Below are 16,946 nucleotides of genomic sequence, written 5' to 3' on the forward strand. Positions count from 1 at the left end.
TAGGTTTAATTGTTTTCTGGTCTCAATTGTCTGACGACAGCACCCGCTTGCCACATTTCAGAATCTCTCAATTCTTTCAATTCAGCTTCCAATTTCACTCTATAATCTTCTTTCGAATTCGAATCAATTGACTTCTGAGCCTCTTGACCAGTTTTTACACTATTATATAATTCTTCAAATACTGGCTTGGTTGCATCTCTGAAAGGCTTCCACCAATCCAAAGCTCCTCTTTGAGCTGTAGTGGAACAGTTAGCATACATCCAGTCCATTCCGTTCTCTGCTACCAATGGCATCAAAGATTGGGTAAGTTCCTCAACAGTTTCATTGAATGCCTCAGATGGGGTATGGCCATTTGCTCTCAACACTTCGTATTGTGCAGCAAAAATCCCTTGGATCGCTCCCATCAATGTACCTCTTTCCCCAGTAAGATCGGAAGTAACTTCTCTATAGAAATCAGTCTCAAATAGGTAGCCTGAACCTACACCGATTCCCAAAGCTATAACTCTGTCTTTCGCCTTACCAGTTCCATCTTGATAAATGGCATAAGAAGAATTCAATCCTCTACCTTCTACAAACATTCTTCTCAAAGAAGTTCCAGAGCCTTTTGGAGCTACCAAGATCACATCGATATCTGATGGAGGGATGATTCCTGTTTTATCTTTGTATGTCACACCGAATCCATGAGAGAAATACAATGCTTTCCCTGGAGTAAGGTGTTTTTTAACTGTTGGCCAAAGAGCAATCTGACCAGCATCAGAAAGAAGGAATTGAAGAATTGTACCTCTTTCGCAAGCTTCTTCCAATTCGAATAAGGTCTCACCAGGCACCCAGCCATCAGCAACAGCTTTATCCCAAGTTTTTGATCCTTTTCTTTGTCCTACAATCACATTAAAGCCATTATCTTTCAGGTTTAGTGCCTGACCAGGTCCTTGAACCCCGTAGCCTAATACCGCAATAACTTCATCCTTTAGGACTTCTCTAGCTTTTTCCAAAGGAAATTCTTCTCTGGTAACTACATTCTCCTCTACTGTGCCGAATTTTAATTTCATGTTCTTAAAATTTGATTTTCAATGAATCTTTGAAATTCAGGGTTCAAAATTAATTGATCCTGTTTTCCTAAGTACTCATCTCATGAGTTTATTTATTTGTTAAAATTTCTCATGGAATCTAAATGGACAAAAATCTTCAGAGAAGTCTTTGTCACATCTCGATTTCATAGGTTTGATTTGATTTGATTTATTTTACGTAACTATCGATGGTATGCATCCTTTTGGCTATAGCTACCCTACCTGATCGGGCAAACTCCAAAAGACCATATCCTTTTAATATTTCTAGAAGTTCCTGCGTTTGTTCTTTGTGACCAGATAATTCAAGCACGACGAACTCTGGCTCGGCCGCAATAATCTTAGCATTGTGCTGACGAATTATTTTTTCCAGACCACCATCCAATTTTGAAACTGGTATTTTATAGAGTGCAATCTCCTGATAAACCACCCCATCATCTTCATGGTAAAATGCTTTGATCACATCGATGATTTTCTCTATCTGATTCACCAACTGAATGACAGTGTCTTCACTGGCTGTCACCTCGATCGTAATCCGATGAATTCCTTCGATTCTGCTTTCTGAGGCAGTAAGAGCATCAATATTGATCCCTCTCCTTGTGAAGATGATAGTGATGCGGTTGAGAATACCGATAAAATTTTCGGTAATCACAAAAATGGTATAACGTTTCATAGGCCCGAATTAACTTAGTCTTACCTCTTCTACAGAACAGCCCGTTGCGATCATTGGGAAGACGTTGTCTTCCTTCTCTACCACCACTTCTAAGAAGTACGGCCCATCATGAATTAACATATCTTCAATTGCCTCATTCAAATCCGATCTGTCTGATATTTTTTGGGATTTGATGCCATAGGCTTCCGCAATCTTCACAAAATCAGGATTGTCCAGTTCAGTAAATGAATAGCGCTTATCGAAGAACATTTGTTGCCATTGTCTCACCATGCCTAAATAATTATTATTCAGCAAGATGATTTTCACAGGAGCTTTGGTCTGCATGATGGTTCCAAACTCTTGAATAGTCATCTGGATCCCTCCATCCCCAACCACACAAATTACTTGTCTGGAAAAATCAAACATTTGAGCTCCAAGGGCTGCAGGCAGTGCAAAACCCATAGTTCCTAATCCTCCAGACGTCACCTGGGTACGAGACTTTTTATAATTGAAATATCTCCAGGCAATCATTTGATGCTGGCCTACATCTGTAACTAATACTGCATCGTCTGCCTTGTATTGGTTCACTTGATAGATTACTTCCCCCATGGTAAGTCCCACCTTGGTAGGAGTGATATCATGTTGTACAACAGCTGAATTCTCCTCACGCTCCAATTCACGGAATTTCTCCAACCAATCTTTGTGGGATTTTGCGGTAACCGCCTCGGTCAACAAGGCCAAACTATCTTTACAATCACCCAAAACTGAATGGTGACATCTTATGGTTTTATTGATTTCTGCAGGATCCAATTCCAAATGGATAATCTTCGCTTGCTTCGCATAACGATTTACATCCCCAGTCACTCGATCATCAAACCTCATTCCAACAGCAATTAAAACATCACATTGGTTGGTCAGCATATTCGGTGCATAATTCCCATGCATTCCTAGTTTCCCCACATAAGAAGGGTGATCCTGTGGCAAAGCACCGGATCCCAATAAGGTAGAAGCTGCAGGAATTCCAGACTTATCCAAGAATGCTTTGAACTCCTCTTCCGCTTTACCCAGAACAACCCCTTGTCCATAAAGCACATAAGGTCTTTCTGCTGCATCAATCATTTCTGCGGCTTTCTGAATATCTGACTTATTGATTTCAATTTTGGTCTGATATGATCTGAAGCCTAGGCAAGGCACGTAATTGAATTCCCCAAAATCAGTCTGGGCATTTTTAGTAATATCTATCAATACTGGTCCTGGTCTTCCTGATCTCGCTATGAAAAACGCTTTGGCAATTGCCGGTGCTATTTCTTCTACAGTTCTCACTTGGATATTCCATTTAGTACAAGGCATTGACATCCCTACTACATCAGTTTCCTGAAAAGCATCGGTACCCAATAAGTGTGCAGCTACTTGTCCAGTAATACACACCAGTGGTGTACTATCTATCAATGCATCCGCTAATCCTGTAATCAAATTAGTAGCCCCTGGTCCGGATGTTGCTAAACAGACACCAACTTTCCCAGAGACTCGTGCATACCCTTGAGCAGCATGAATTGCACCTTGCTCATGGCGGGTAAGAACGTGTTTGATTTGATCGTGATAATCATACAGTGCATCATACACTGGCATGATTGCTCCTCCAGGATATCCGAAAATAATCTCGGCATTTTCCTCTATGAGAGTTCTGACTACGACATCTGCTCCTCGGATCATCAAGTCTTTCATAGGCTTAGAATTTATCTGTTACACAACCTTCGGATGCGGTGGCAACAAGTTTATTGTATTTTTTCAAAGTTCCCTGCAAATCAGAGATCTCTTTTGGCTTCCAGCTTTTCTTTCTTTCGGCCAGCTCTTCATCAGTAATCGCTACTGAAAGTTTTAAATTATCTGCGTCAATGGTGATAATGTCTCCATTTTTCACCAATCCAATAGGTCCTCCACAAAACGCTTCTGGAGTAACGTGTCCTACAACAAAACCGTGTGTTCCACCGGCAAATCTTCCATCAGTTATCAAAGCCACATCTGATCCCAATCCTGCTCCAATGATCATGGAAGTAGGCTTCAACATCTCAGGCATGCCAGGCCCGCCTTTTGGTCCGATATTACGAATCACGATTACCTCACCTTTTTCAATTTTATGATCCCTGATGGCGTCATTGGCATCCTGTTCTGAATCAAAAACATGGGCAGGACCTGTAAAAGAACTTCCTTCTTTTCCAGTGATCTTAGCCACTGCACCTTCTGGTGCTAGGTTTCCGGAAAGTATACAGAGATGTCCAGTTGCTTTAATTGGAGTTTCCAATGGGTGAATGACATTAACCATGGAAGGAACAATCGCCTCCACATTTTCAAGGTTCTCTGCTAATGTTTTACCAGTCACAGTTAGACAATCCCCATGCAAAAACCCATTTTGAAGCATATACTTCATAAAGGCAGGAAGACCACCTTGCTCGTGTAAATCCTCCATCATATACTTCCCAGATGGTTTGAAATCACCAATCATAGGAGTCTTAGCATTGATCGCTTTGAAATCTTCTAGTTTAAAATCAACCCCTGCGGTTCTGGCGATGGCGATGATGTGCATCACTGCATTGGTACTACCTCCTAATGCAATGGCAACCGTCACTGCATTTTCGATGCTCTTTTTAGAAATGATATCGCTTGGCTTGATATCTTTTTCTAACAAGACTCTTATGTATTTATTAACCTCCTGACATTCTCTCAATTTTTCTGGAGAATTTGCAGGATAGGAAGAAGAATAAGGTAAGGACATCCCCATAGCCTCAATAGCTGAAGACATAGTATTGGCGGTGTACATACCCCCACAAGCTCCTTTGCCAGGACAAGCATTTCTTATTACTCCATCATAATCTTCATCTGAAATATCCCCATTGACACGCTTTCCAAATGCTTCAAAAGCAGAGACAATATTCAGTTTTTCACCTTTATAATGTCCAGATGCAATGGTTCCTCCATAAAGTAAAATAGAAGGTCTATTTGTACGGATCATCCCCATTAAAGCACCGGGCATATTCTTATCGCAACCTGCTACTGCAATACATCCATCAAAAGAGTGACCGATGATAAAAGATTCAATGGAATCCGCAATGATTTCTCTGGAAACCAATGAGTAACGCATACCTAACGTCCCCATAGTTGTTCCGTCAGATATCCCGATGGTATTAAAAACTAAACCGGTCAGATCTTGCTCCTGGGAGGAGGCTTTGATCAGACCGGCAAAGTCGTTCAGGTGCATATTGCAGGGGTTACTTTCATAGCCACAACTCGCTATCCCTACAAATGGCTGTTTCATCTTTTTATCGCTCATGCCGGTGGCATACAACATAGCCATTCCGGCCGGATGCTCCGGATTTTCGCTGATTTCCCAACTGTGTTTTTTCAGGGTCATAATAGAGTGTAAAAAAAGTGCCTCAGGTTTAGTGAGGCACTTTAGATTTGGTTAATTCATTATAAATAGTCTAGTGCCTCACATTTAACATCCAATGAGAATAATTAAGCTTAGCAAAATGACTACTTTAAACATAGTTATGTCGAATGATTTCTTGAATCGATTTTAATTTCTACACAAACTTAAAACTGAATTTTCAGACTTACAATATTTAATTTTACCTCAGCGGTATTTGCCAGATATTTTATATAAGTAAATTCCGATTTTTCAATTTTAAATTCTACAAGAAAAGAATTTTACGCCGTTTTTTAAGAAATAGATTTGCCGTTTTTTCAATTTTCAAAATTTTGTACTGATTTCAGTTATTTGTGAAAATTTTTAAAAATCTCTGCCATCTATTAAACAGATTCTAATTAAAGCATCATTTCTTTTAAAAAGAAAGATCATTTCAAGTTATTTAGTAAAAAGTCTAATCTTTTTCCGGCAAGACAAAGAATCTTCTAATTTTGAACAAATCCTTTATATTTCTATGATTTGTTTTCCCAACGCCAAGATCAATTTAGGCCTTCACATTACTTCCAAAAGAAAAGATGGGTATCATGAGATTGAAACCTGCATGTATCCCATTCCACTTTTTGATGCGTTGGAAATAATTATTGACCATAAGAAATCATCATGGAACAGCAGTGGGCTACCTATTCCTGGAAACCCAAAGGATAACCTCATCTTAAAAGCCTATCAATTACTAAAGAAAGATTTCCCAAACCTTCCCCACATCAATGTTCATCTGCATAAAAACATCCCCATGGGAGCAGGTTTAGGAGGAGGGTCAGCTGATGCCGCATTTGCCCTGAATCTGATGAACAATCTGTTTGATTTGATATTAGACGACTTCTTTTTGGAAGAGTATGCCGCTGAATTGGGAAGTGATTGCCCTTTCTTTATAGAAAATACTCCAAAATTGCCTCTGGAAGAGGAGAGATACTTGAAGATGTAGCTATTGATCTGAAAGGCACCCATTTGGTTTTGATCAATCCTGGAGTCCATATTGGAACGAAAGAAGCCTATGCTGGAGTAACTCCAGCCATCCCGGAAATATCTTTGAAGGAAGTATTGAAAGATCGTTCCAATTGGAAAGATCAGTTGAAAAATGACTTTGAAACCAGCATATTTAACTCTCATCCGGAAATCAAAATCATTAAGGATCAACTATATGAGGCAGGTGCTTTCTATGCCTCCATGTCTGGTTCGGGATCTTCTGTATTCGGGCTCTTTGAAAACAAACCTGAAAAATAGAATGGGAAAGCGACTATTTTGTTTTTGGGTCAGAGCTCTAAGAGATACCAGTCATTCTCTTCGATTTTCTCCTCCGATTAAAATAGTTAAGTACAGGATAGGACAACACCGAAACCAATATAATTCCAGTCCCTAAGTAAAATTCAGGTGTCATCTTTTCACTTTCTCCAAAAACCATTACAGCAAGCACAATTCCATATACTGGTTCCAGGTTAATAGTCAGATTAATTGAAAACACAGATAAGCGTTTCATCAATTCTACTGATACGGAAAAAGCATATACTGTACACACTCCTCCTAGAATCAAAAGCCAAAACCAATCGTACCCTTCCCAATTAAGCTTCACTCCCCCATCACTAATGAATAAGGAATAAAACGGCATAAACAGCGCAGAACATAAGCAGGCACCTGCCATCTCATAAAAAGTAATTTGATAGGGGCTGTGTTTTTGAGTGAGATTTCCATTGATCACCGAAAACACGGCGGCAAGAAATGCGGAAGCAAGTGCCATAACCAATCCCAACCAATACCCACCTTCAAAAGAGAAGATCACCAACAATCCGGAAATTACCATCAAGCCAAGAGCCACTTCATACCATTTGATTTTGGTCTTGTTGAAAATTGGCTCTACAAAAGCAGTCCAAAGGAGGTAGTAGCCATACCTGCAAGACATACAGATGCTGTGGAAACTTTGGCTGACCAAAAAATAGAATCCAATGAGTAGCGATAATAAATCCTACCCCCGTCACTTGGATCATGTCTTTTGGCTTGATGATTAGCCTTTTCTTCTTAAGTAAGAATAGAAATGCGACTCCTATGGTAGCTATTAAGGTTCTGTAAAAAACCAGTTCGATGGAAGGAAGACTGATCAACAATCCTAGAATAGCTGTAAAACCCCAAATCAGCACTATGAAATGAAGCATCAAATAATCCTTGATCGAGGCAGTCATTTATCTTGGGACAGTTTTATAAAGCACCAATCCAGTTAAAGCAAATATGATATTTGGCAACCAAACAGAAAGAATTGGATAGGTTGCCCCATTTTCGGCAAAGGTCCTGGAAAGTATAAATAATAGGATGTAAACAAATGCAAGCAAAAATCCCATGGCAATCTGAAAACCTGAGCCTCCCTTGTTTTCCTAGCCGACATGATCACTCCGATAAATGTTAATATGATGGCTGCAAAAGGAGACATGAATCGCACATATCGTTCGATTTTATAGAATGCCACGTTATCAGCCCCACGTTCTTCAAGCACCCTAATTTGTCTACCTAATTCTGGAAGTTTTAGTGTCTCATGGTGATTATCAGGCAAATCAAAATCGTTGGGAGTTATAGATAATGTAGTGTCTTTACGTTCCCCAACAGTATACTCTTCTCCTTTCTCCTTCAGCTCCCTCAACCTCCAATTTCTTAATGTCCAGGCATTTTTTGCGGTGTCCCATTCAATTCGATCAGAAGAAAGTTTAGCAATCAATTTTCCATCTCTGATAGTTTCCAGTGTAAAGCTATATCCAGTATTCCCTGTTTTATAAAACCTACTGAGATATGCATATGAATCCGCTCCTACTTTAATATGTTGATTTGTTTCAGAGGAAGTATTCTTCTTATCCAAGTAACTTACACGGAATTCGGTAACTCCAGCAGTGGCTACAGGAAGCACCCACCCATTCAATAAAAAACTAACACCTCCAATCATCATGGCTGCAAAAATAAATGGCCTCAATAATCGTGGAAAGCTTACCCCTGAACTTAAAATTGCAATAATTTCTGTCCTTCCCGCCATTTTGGAGGTGATGAAAATAACAGAAATAAATACAGTAATTGGGGTTAGTAGATTATTGAGGTACAATCCATAATTCCCCATATATCTTAAAATTTCCTTGGTAGGAACATTATTACGAATGTAGGTATCATTCTTTTCAGTAAAGTCCAGGACCAACACAATAAGGACCAACATAACTACAACAAAAAGTAGGTCTTCAAAAATCCTTAATGATTAGTTTGTCGAGCAGTTTCATGGTTTACAATCTGGTACTAACTTTTTTCACCATTTGATCTTTCCAAACGGCAAAGTCCCCTGCAAGGATATGTTCCCTCGCTTGTTTCACCAACCAAAGGTAAAAGCTCAAGTTATGGATACTGGCAATCTGTGCGGCCAAAATCTCTTTACTAATTACTAAATGTCTTAAATAAGCTTTAGAATAAAATGTACTTACATGCCCTCCAATTGCTGAATCTATAGGGGAAAAATCATCTTTCCATTTCTCATTTCTGATATTAATGATCCCTTTAGAAGTAAACAGCATTCCATTTCGGGCATTTCTGGTAGGCATGACACAATCAAACATATCAACTCCCAAAGCAATACACTCCAAAATATTAGCCGGAGTGCCCACTCCCATTAAATACCTAGGTTTATCAGTAGGTAAAATATCCGTCACCAACTCCGTCATTTCATACATCATTTCAGCAGGCTCACCTACAGAAAGCCCTCCTATGGCATTCCCTTCTTGATGAGTATTGGCGATAAACTCAGCACTCTTTTGTCTTAGATCTTTATACACAGAACCCTGAACAATTGGAAAAAGGGTTTGACTATATCCATATTTTCCTTCTGTAGCGTCAAATCTTTCAATACAACGCTTCAGCCATCGATGTGTCATATCCATGGAATTCCTCGCATATCCATATTCACAAGGATAAGGAGTACATTCATCAAAAGCCATTATGATATCAGCCCCAATAGTACGCTGGATATCCATCACATTTTCTGGAGTAAAATGATGTTTGGAACCATCAATATGGGATTTGAACATCACCCCATCCTCCTTAATCTTCCTTGTTCCTGAAAAGAAAAAACCTGATATCCTCCACTATCTGTCAATATTGGTTTTGACCAACCATTAAATTTATGGAGGCCTCCTGCTTTTTCCAGAATTTCCAACCCTGGGCGGAGATATAAATGATAGGTATTTCCTAAAATAATCTCCGCTTTGACATCATACAACAATTCGCGCTGATGCACTGCTTTAACGGAACCAGCGGTCCCCACGGGCATAAAAATAGGAGTTTCTATTTCACCATGGTCAGTTTTCACTAACCCGGCTCTGGCTTTACTTTTAGAATCTTGATGAGATAAGGTAAACTTCATAGGTTAAAACGCAGAGTTGTAGAGGCAATCCGCAAAATGTATGATCTTGACTACAAAAATATACGCTTATTCTTAAATGACTTGCTGAATTTGATTTTATATTTGCCCAGCAAAATTGACCTATGGGCCTATTTTTACTTTGGTTTTTCTTCGGTGTGGGAATATTTATTCAGGTTATTTACCTGTTAATAATATTTGGGCGCACCGCGTTTTCAAAGCCTCAAAAGGCAAATTCGGACCCTCAAAAGGAAGAAGGGGTTACTGTTCTCGTCTCAGCACATAATGAGTTCAAAAACCTTAAAACCCTGATCCCTAAACTGTTTGAGCAAGACTACCCTACATTCGATGTAATGATCGTGAATGATAGGTCTACAGATAGAACGAAGCGACTCTTAGAAGAAATGATGTCAATCTATCCAAGGCTTCGCTCCGTTACTATCAAGTACACCCCTGCCCATGTTACTGCCAAAAAGTTTGCCATGACGCTGGGTATCAAAGTTTCTAAAAATGATGTGATTCTATTGACAGATGCAGATTGCATCCCAAATTCAGATCAATGGATTCGCAAAATGACTGCTCCTGTCCGTCAGGAAGGAAAAACTTTTGCACTTGGATTTTCTGGGTACGAAAAAGCAAAAGGGTTTCTTAACAATTGGATCCAATATGAAACACTATTAACTGCCCTTTATTACTTATCTTTTGGGCTTTGGAAGGCTCCTTTTATGGGAGTCGGAAGAAACTTATGTTATAGAAGGAGTTTTTTCATGGAGGTAAAAGCATTTAAAGGGTTTTGGCATGTAGAAGGGGGGATGATGATTTATTTGTAAACCAATATGCTACAGGAAAAAACACAGCGATTGTTTTGGATCCTGAGGCGAATACCACTTCCAAACCAAAGGTCACTTTCAAAGAATATATGGTGCAAAAGAAAAGACACCTTCATGCAGGAAAATATTATCGATCAGAAGACAAACAAAAAATTGGATTCTTTTCTCTTTCTCATGCATTATTCTGGTTAAGTGGTTTAGGATTGCTGATTTATTTCGGAATTGAGCAGAGTTGGGAACAATTTTTTATTGTTTTCGGTATTATTCTATTAAGGTCTGTTATAGTTGTCCGCATTTTTGCGTCAGCTAGTAAAAAGATCCAAGGGACTAAAGCTCCAAAAAATAGCTGGATGCATGATTTCTTGTATTTAGGTTACTTTTGGGTTTTGGGAACTATTTCCCACCAGGCAAAAGACATCCAATGGAAATAAACGAACGAGGTTTTTCAAATAAAGCACTAGAGGATTTTGCATTGATCGATCAAGCGGTCCAAGGCAAAGATCAACAAGCCTATGCGAGTTTGATGAAAAGGTATAAAAAAGCCGTTTATTTCATGATCCTGAAAATGATCCGAAATGCAGATGATGCAGAGGATTTGACCATGGAGGCCTTTGCCAAAGCTTTCAAAAATCTGGATCGTTTCAAAAAGGATTACACGTTTAGTACTTGGCTTTTTAGAATCGCAACTAACAATACCATTGATTTTATCCGAAAGAAAAACTCAAAACCATGAGTTTAAATAATACTTTAACGGATGATGGAGGTAATTCCGTAAATATCGACGTTGAGGATGATGACAATAATCCCCAGGATGAATTTATCAAATCCCAGCGAATCGAAATGGTGAGAATATTTGTAGATAAACTTCCTGCAAAATATCGTAAGCTGGTTCAGCTCCGTTATTTTGATGAATTATCATACGAAGAAATTGCCCAAGAATTGGAAAAACCACTTGGTACTGTCAAGGCACAATTACACCGTTCCAGAGAGTTGCTGTATGAAATAGCATCTGGTAAAGAAAAACATATTTAATGAACCCTGGAGTGGAACTTATTCAAGCTTATTTCCCAGAATTATCTGAAAAACAAGTAGAGCAGTTTTCAAGGCTTGGCGAAATTTATTCTGATTGGAATTCCAAAATCAATGTGATCAGCCGGAAAGACATGGACCAATTTTATATTCGCCATGTATTACACTCTTTGGGGATTTCCAAAGTGATGGCGTTTCAGCCAGGCACCAAAGTATTGGATATTGGAACAGGAGGAGGATTTCCTGGAATTCCACTAGCCATCTTATTTCCAGACACCCATTTTCATCTGGTTGATTCTATTGGAAAAAAAATCAGCGTAGTAAAAGATGTTGCCAAGCAACTGAAGCTTTCTAATGTAGAAGCTCAGCAAACCCGAGCTGAACAATTAGTTAGGAAATACGATTTTGTGGTCAGTCGTGCAGTTACCCGAATGATCAATTTTTATCCTTGGGTAAAAAATAAAATCCGTAAAGAAGACTTCAATGAATATCCCAACGGCATCCTTTATTTAAAAGGAGGAGATGTGGATGAAGAACTGGAGGAACTTGGAAAATCCTACGTGGTTTATCATTTAGAAGACTATTTCAAAGAAGATTTTTTGAGACCAAGAAGGTCGTATACATGCCTTGGGAGGACAAAAGATAATTTTCAATATTCTCTGACAATTAGCTCCAGAAGTACTGGCAGCTTTACGAGATTAGCCCTAATTTGAAGGCTCAATTTCCCAAGCTGTATGTATTTAATTTTTGATACCGAAACTACAGGTTTACCTCGCGATTACAATGCCCCTATGTCCGATGTGGACAACTGGCCCCGACTGGTTCAGTTAGCTTGGCAGCTGCATGATGCGACGGGAAAACTGATTTCCAATCATAATTATATTATCAAGCCGGAGGGCTTTACCATTCCTTACAATGCCGAAAAGGTCCACGGCATCTCTACCAAAAGAGCGTTGGCGGAGGGACATGACCTCAAGCAAATCCTCGGAATATTCGAAGGGGATGTTAGGCAGGCACAATACTTAGTCGGGCACAATGTTGAATTTGACATCAACGTAGTTGGTTCGGAATTTCTTCGTGCCGAGGCTCCGATGCCTTTGACCACGACCCAACTCGATACCAAAGATATATCTACTGACTTTTGTGCAATCCCAGGGGTAGAGGAGGTAAATACAAATGGCCTACGCTTACCGAACTGCATCAAAAACTTTTTGGGGAAGGCTTTGGAGATGCCCACGATGCTGCATATGATGTGGATGCTACTGCCCGTTGTTTCTTTGGGTTGATCACTCAGGGGGTCCAACCACCAGAAGCTGGACTGACACTTGAGCAAGTAATCTATGAGGCTCCCAAACTTGCAGAGGCAAACTTTGCCCAAGCAAAAGATGATCAAAAGGCCGCTGCCAAAGATATTCTAAAACAAGCAGGTAAAGCGGACATTTCGGACTTAACCGATGTCCCTTTTACTCACCTACATGTACATAGCCAATATTCCGTTTTACAGGCAACTTCTGAAATCCCCGCATTGGTCAGTAGAGCAAAAGAACTGGGAATGAGTGCCATTGCCTTAACTGATCATGGCAATATGATGGGGGCTTTCCATTTCGTTAAGGAGGCCATGGCCAAGGAAATCAAACCTATTCTAGGCTGTGAATTCAATCTATGTAGGGACAGGAAGAACAAGTCCAATAAAGACGATGGTTTCCAGACAGTATTAATAGCCAAGAATAAGGCAGGTTATCATAACCTCGCTAAACTGGCGTCCTATGCCAACATCGAAGGCTTTTACTACGTCCCAAGAATTGATCGGGAAGTATTGGTGGAATACAAAGAAAATTTAATCGCTACCACAGGAGGACTTTGGGGAGAAATACCTTTCCTTATTTTGAATGTCGGAGAAACCCAAGCAGAAGAAGCTTTCCTATGGTGGAAAGAACAATTTGGTGAAAACTTTTATGTGGAACTCAACCGACATGGTGTTCCAGAAGAAGAAAAAGTAAATGAAGTGTTGTTGGGTCTCGCCAAGAAGCATGATGTAAAATATTTTGCTGCCAACAACACTTATTACAATCAAAAGGTCGATGCCAAAGCCCATGATGTGTTATTGTGTGTGAAAGACGGGGAATTGGTAGAAAAACCGAAAAAATACATCGGGAAGCGGGGAAGAGAATTCAGGTATGGTTTTCCAAACGACGAATTTTATATCAAAAGTCCTGATGAAATGAAGAAGCTTTTCGCCGATTTACCAGAGGCAATTGAATGCACTCAGGAAATCGTCGACAAGATTGAAGCTTATAAACTTGCTAGAGAAGTATTGCTTCCAAAGTTTGATATTCCAGAGCAATTCAAGCATCCAGAAGATGAAGTAGACGGAGGGAAAAGAGGTGAAAATGCATTTTTAAGACACCTCACCTACGAAGGTGCACGAAAAAGGTACAAGGAGATCACTCCTGAAATTGAAGAAAGGCTGGATTTCGAATTGGCCACCATTGAAAAAACAGGGTATCCAGGCTACTTCTTGATTGTTCAGGACTTTACTGGTGAGGCTAGAAAAATGGGGGTTTCGGTCGGACCAGGAAGGGGTTCCGCTGCAGGATCAGCAGTAGCTTACTGTATTGGAATCACCAATGTCGACCCAATCGAGTATGATCTCCTTTTTGAGAGATTCCTAAATCCAGACAGGGTTTCCCTTCCCGATATTGATATTGACTTTGACGATGAAGGAAGGCAGCGGGTGATTGATTACGTGATCAAAAAATACGGTTCTAACCAAGTAGCCCAAATTATCACCTATGGTACCATGGCTGCAAAATCAGCTATACGGGATACTGCTAGGGTTTTAAATTTACCATTGGCGGAAGCCGGAAAATTGGCCAATCTAGTCCCTGACATCAAACTCAAGGCATTGTTTGGGATGGCTGGAAATAGAGCCGCTTTATCTGATAAATTAAAAGGACAAGGTGAGTTGATCGCTAAGGCAGACGAATTGATTCGGATTTCCAAAGGGCAAGATGATTTATCCAAGACCATCAATCAAGCCACCATGTTGGAAGGATCAGTCAGAAACCTTGGAATTCATGCCTGTGGAGTAATCATTACTCCTGATGATATTACCAACTTCGTTCCTGTGGCATTGGCGAAAGATTCGGATATGGTCTGTACCCAGTTTGACAACTCAGTGGTAGAGTCTGCAGGGCTTTTGAAGATGGACTTCTTGGGTCTAAAAACCCTAACATTAATTAAGACCGCTATTCGAATAGTCAAAGAAAGGCATGGAATAGAATTGGATGCCGATAATTTCCCTATCGATGATGAAAAAACCTATGAGCTTTTCCAAAGAGGTGAGACCGTAGGGATATTCCAATATGAATCTGCTGGGATGCAGAAATACATGCGAGAACTGAAACCAACTGTTTTTGCTGACTTAATTGCCATGAACGCCCTGTATAGACCAGGCCCTTTGGCTTACATCCCTTCCTTCATTAAGAGAAAACATGGCCTAGAACCAATCGAATACGATTTGGAGGACATGAAGGAATATCTGGAAGAAACCTATGGTATTACGGTTTACCAAGAGCAGGTGATGTTGTTGTCCCAAAAACTGGCAGGATTCACCAAAGGTGAGGCTGACGTACTCCGTAAGGCGATGGGTAAGAAACAGAAGGATGTCTTGGATAAAATGAAACCTAAATTCATTGAACAGGCATCTGCCAAAGGTCATGACGCAAAAAACTAGCCAAAATATGGACTGACTGGGAGGCATTTGCATCCTACGCATTTAACAAATCTCACTCCACCTGCTATGCTTGGATTGCTTACCAGACTGCTTATTTAAAAGCACATTATCCTGCGGAATATCTAGCTTCGGTATTGAGTAATAACATGAATGACATTACTCAGGTCACCTTTTTATGGAAGAATGTAAGCGAGCAAACATTCCTGTACTTGGCCCAGATGTCAATGAATCGAAAAATGGATTTACGGTAAATGCAGCTGGAGAAATCCGGTTTGGAATGGCAGCCATTAAAGGGGCTGGCTCAGCTGCCGTAGATGAAATCATCAAAGAAAGAGAGACCAACGGACCATTTAAAAACATCTTTGATTTTGCGAAGCGGGTCAACTCCAAAGCCCTAAACAAGAAAACGATGGAAGCTTTAGCCATGGCTGGTGGCTTTGATTGCTTCAAGGAGCATCATAGAAGACAATACCTAGAAGCAGTAGATGGTGATTTAACCCTGATTGAAAAGGCTACAAAATATGCTCAAAAGGTACAGCAGGAAGAAGAAAGTGCCCAAGTAAGTTTATTTGGAGGAAGTGGTGGAAGTATGGATATTCCTTTGCCATCAGTCGCACCTATGGAGCCTTTTTCACAGCTACAACAATTAAACATAGAGAAAGAGGTGGTAGGCCTTTATATCTCCGGGCATCCCTTGGATCAATACCGATTGGAAATTGAATCTTTTACCAATGCCAACCTTCCAGAATTAAATGATCTGGAAAGTCTAAAAAACAAAAAAAGACTTAAGATTGCTGGATCAGTAAGCAGTTTTGCGCATAGAACCACTAAAAATGGAAAGCCTTTTGGCACTTTAACCTTAGAAGATTACCATGGAGGGTTCACTTTCTTCTTATTTGGAGAGGATTATGTGAAGTTTAAAGAGTACTTCATGACGGGATGGTTTCTATTCCTAACCGGGCAAGTGGTCGGTAAAAAGTGGGCAGAAAACGAGCTAGAGTTTAAAATCACCAATATCATGTTGTTGAGTGAAGTTCGAGGCAAAATGGTCAAAGGATTAAGGGTAAATATTGACTTGGATGATTTGACTTATGATTTAATGGAAAAACTGCAGTCCATTACTGAGAAATATAAAGGAGACGCGAAGCTGTATTTTGATGTGGTAGATAGAAAAGAGAATATTTCATTGGAGCTTTTCTCTAAAAAATTCTCCATTGATCCTAGCGCTGAGATGATTAATGAGTTGAAAGAAATTCCGGAAGTCGTCTATAAAGTAATCTAAAGTTCTGACTGCCTATTAATTTTATCAATGGGCAATAGATAAAAAAATGAAATCCATCGGAACTTATTATCCTTCAATCGGCTTTTGCTCATATATTTGGAAAAATTAAGCAAAATTAAACTAAACATACAATGGGAAAAGCAATTGAAATCACGGATGCTAATTTCGAAGAAGTAATTAAATCAGAACAACCAATTTTGGTAGACTTCTGGGCAGAGTGGTGTGGACCATGTAAAATGATTGGTCCCGTGGTGGAAGAATTAGCAGGTGATTATGAAGGAAAAGCAGTGATCGGCAAAGTAGATGTTGACTCAAATCCTTCTGTAGCACAAGCATTCGGAATCAGATCTATACCTACACTATTATTCTTTAAAGGTGGAGAAATTGTAGACAAACAAGTTGGAGCTGTTCCAAAATCTGTATTGGCTCAAAAATTAGATGCTCAGCTTTAATAAAGCGAAACAATAGAAGTTAAGCCGTAAGGAATTCCTTGCGGC

Annotated in this window: 7 protein-coding genes and 7 pseudogenes; 7 read left to right on the plus strand and 7 right to left on the minus strand. The window is 39.7% G+C overall.

The features are described 5' to 3' along the window. Positions 1-5 precede the first annotated feature (5 nt). From ilvC to ilvD, 4 genes are all read right to left on the minus strand, one after another. Positions 6-1,049 carry a ketol-acid reductoisomerase gene (gene ilvC / locus V8V91_RS11460; protein ID WP_373400172.1) on the minus strand — a complete coding sequence of 348 codons (1,044 nt, stop codon included), beginning with the start codon at positions 1,047-1,049 and terminating at the stop codon, positions 6-8. 187 nt (positions 1,050-1,236) lie between these two features. After that, positions 1,237-1,737: an acetolactate synthase small subunit gene (gene ilvN, locus V8V91_RS11465; protein ID WP_074225251.1), complete on the minus strand. Its 501-nt coding sequence runs from the start codon at positions 1,735-1,737 to the stop codon at positions 1,237-1,239. Between the two features lie 9 nt (positions 1,738-1,746). Continuing rightward, complete coding sequence (ilvB, locus tag V8V91_RS11470; RefSeq protein ID WP_373400174.1) at positions 1,747-3,441, minus strand: biosynthetic-type acetolactate synthase large subunit; 1,695 nt, start codon at positions 3,439-3,441, stop codon at positions 1,747-1,749. A gap of 4 nt (positions 3,442-3,445) precedes the next feature. Beyond that, the gene (gene ilvD, locus V8V91_RS11475; protein WP_373400176.1) at positions 3,446-5,125 is read right to left on the minus strand and encodes a dihydroxy-acid dehydratase; all 1,680 of its coding nucleotides are present in this window, start codon (positions 5,123-5,125) and stop codon (positions 3,446-3,448) included. A 529-nt stretch (positions 5,126-5,654) separates the two neighbouring features. On the opposite strand from ilvD, the pseudogene ispE reads away from it, so the two are divergent. After that, positions 5,655-6,462: pseudogene (gene ispE, locus V8V91_RS11480) on the plus strand (4-(cytidine 5'-diphospho)-2-C-methyl-D-erythritol kinase). On the opposite strand, the pseudogene V8V91_RS11485 reads toward ispE, so the two are convergent. From V8V91_RS11485 to tgt, 3 pseudogenes are all read right to left on the minus strand, one after another. Then, positions 6,459-7,371, minus strand: a pseudogene (locus V8V91_RS11485) (DMT family transporter). The pseudogenes ispE and V8V91_RS11485 sit on opposite strands and share 4 nt — an antisense overlap. Continuing rightward, a pseudogene (locus V8V91_RS11490) lies at positions 7,372-8,381 on the minus strand (LptF/LptG family permease). Between the two features lie 64 nt (positions 8,382-8,445). After that, positions 8,446-9,575: pseudogene (tgt, locus tag V8V91_RS11495) on the minus strand (tRNA guanosine(34) transglycosylase Tgt). A gap of 122 nt (positions 9,576-9,697) precedes the next feature. Between tgt and V8V91_RS11500 the strand changes: the two are divergent. The 6 genes and pseudogenes from V8V91_RS11500 (at position 9,698) to trxA (ending at position 16,901) form a co-directional block, all read left to right on the plus strand. Continuing rightward, positions 9,698-10,402, plus strand: coding sequence for a glycosyltransferase (locus V8V91_RS11500; RefSeq protein WP_373400178.1), 705 nt, complete (start codon positions 9,698-9,700; stop codon positions 10,400-10,402). Further along, a complete protein-coding gene (locus V8V91_RS11505) occupies positions 10,366-10,833 on the plus strand; it encodes a hypothetical protein (RefSeq protein ID WP_373400179.1) in 468 nt (155 codons plus the stop codon). Before V8V91_RS11500 ends, V8V91_RS11505 begins: the two co-directional genes overlap by 37 nt. Beyond that, positions 10,824-11,434: pseudogene (locus V8V91_RS11510) on the plus strand (RNA polymerase sigma factor). Before V8V91_RS11505 ends, V8V91_RS11510 begins: the two are co-directional and overlap by 10 nt. After that, positions 11,434-12,077, plus strand: a pseudogene (gene rsmG / locus V8V91_RS11515) (16S rRNA (guanine(527)-N(7))-methyltransferase RsmG). The pseudogenes V8V91_RS11510 and rsmG overlap by 1 nt, the downstream one beginning before the upstream one ends. 88 nt (positions 12,078-12,165) lie before the next feature. Continuing rightward, positions 12,166-16,449, plus strand: a pseudogene (dnaE, locus tag V8V91_RS11520) (DNA polymerase III subunit alpha). A 131-nt stretch (positions 16,450-16,580) separates the two neighbouring features. Next, positions 16,581-16,901 carry a thioredoxin gene (gene trxA, locus V8V91_RS11525; RefSeq protein WP_074225261.1) on the plus strand — a complete coding sequence of 107 codons (321 nt, stop codon included), beginning with the start codon at positions 16,581-16,583 and terminating at the stop codon, positions 16,899-16,901. Positions 16,902-16,946: the final 45 nt, after the last annotated feature.

The sequence above is a fragment of the Algoriphagus halophilus genome, from assembly GCF_041729275.1.
GTDB classification, from domain to species: domain Bacteria; phylum Bacteroidota; class Bacteroidia; order Cytophagales; family Cyclobacteriaceae; genus Algoriphagus; species Algoriphagus halophilus_A.

Coding starts and splice junctions, on each gene's coding strand:
- ilvC (WP_373400172.1), bottom strand. CDS start 1,049: ATGAAATTAAAATTCGGCACAGTAGAGGAGAATGTAGTTACCAGAGAA.
- ilvN (WP_074225251.1), bottom strand. CDS start 1,737: ATGAAACGTTATACCATTTTTGTGATTACCGAAAATTTTATCGGTATT.
- ilvB (WP_373400174.1), bottom strand. CDS start 3,441: ATGAAAGACTTGATGATCCGAGGAGCAGATGTCGTAGTCAGAACTCTC.
- ilvD (WP_373400176.1), bottom strand. CDS start 5,125: ATGACCCTGAAAAAACACAGTTGGGAAATCAGCGAAAATCCGGAGCAT.
- V8V91_RS11500 (WP_373400178.1), top strand. CDS start 9,698: ATGGGCCTATTTTTACTTTGGTTTTTCTTCGGTGTGGGAATATTTATT.
- trxA (WP_074225261.1), top strand. CDS start 16,581: ATGGGAAAAGCAATTGAAATCACGGATGCTAATTTCGAAGAAGTAATT.